Below are 795 nucleotides of genomic sequence, written 5' to 3'. Positions count from 1 at the left end.
AAATTGCGCGTGATCCAGCCGCCCTTGAAGCGGCCATTGACCACCCAGGTCTGACCGGTACCAGCCATGATCTCGGCAACCTTGGCCTGCAGCGCGGGATCGGTGCTTTTGCCGTCATTGGTGCCGAGGTTGAACACCGGCAGCGTGCCCCCGAACAGGCGCGGCAGCACCGAGCGGATCGAGTGGCAGTCGTAGAGGACGATTCTTCCGTGCATGCCGTGCAGCCGGTCGATCTCGGCCTGCAGGGCGGCATGGTAAGGCTTGAAGTAGGTCTCGCGGCGCTCGTCGATTTCCGAAGGCGTCGGCTCCTCGCCCATATGGTAGAGGGGATCGCCGTCGAAGGTCTCGGTCGGGCAAAGGCCAGTCGTCGCCTGGCCGGGATAGAGCGAGACGCCGGACGGGTCGCGATTGACGTCGATGACTGTGCGTGAGATCGCCGTGTGTACCACCGTCGCGCCGAGGTCGGCCGCAAAATCGTACAGTTTGTCGATCCACCAGTCGCAATCACGGCGGCCGAGCCAGGGCGAGACCAGCCGGCTGTCGAGACCGGCAAGGTCGATGCCGGTGTGCGGGATCGAGACCAGCAAGGGTGCGGTGCCTCGGGTTACGGTGAGCCAGGAAGGCGCGGTCATCACGCCGCTCCCGCAATCGCCGGCAAGGCCACGGCGCTCGCCGCACTCACCGCGGCGCCGCTGCGCACCATGGCGATGGCCTTTTCCATGTCGGGATGGAAATGGCGGTCATTGTCGAGATGCGGCACTTCGGCCCGGACCAGCTTGCGCACCGCTTCAAGTG

1 protein-coding gene and 1 pseudogene are annotated in these 795 nt (G+C 65.5%); both read right to left on the bottom strand.

Going from position 1 to position 795, the window contains the following annotated elements; all coding sequences use genetic code 11:
* Positions 1-632 (bottom strand): N-formylglutamate deformylase (gene hutG, locus EN738_RS34735; RefSeq protein WP_127287410.1); only part of this gene is annotated, 632 nt, incomplete at its 3' end.
* Positions 632-795 (bottom strand): annotated as a pseudogene (locus tag EN738_RS36700) (histidine ammonia-lyase); the annotation flags it as partial. The gene hutG and the pseudogene EN738_RS36700, both read right to left, overlap by 1 nt.

Origin of the sequence: Mesorhizobium sp. M4B.F.Ca.ET.017.02.2.1 (assembly GCF_003998955.1) — a bacterium.
GTDB lineage: Bacteria > Pseudomonadota > Alphaproteobacteria > Rhizobiales > Rhizobiaceae > Mesorhizobium > Mesorhizobium abyssinicae.
This window is presented reverse-complemented; position numbering and strand designations above follow the sequence as displayed.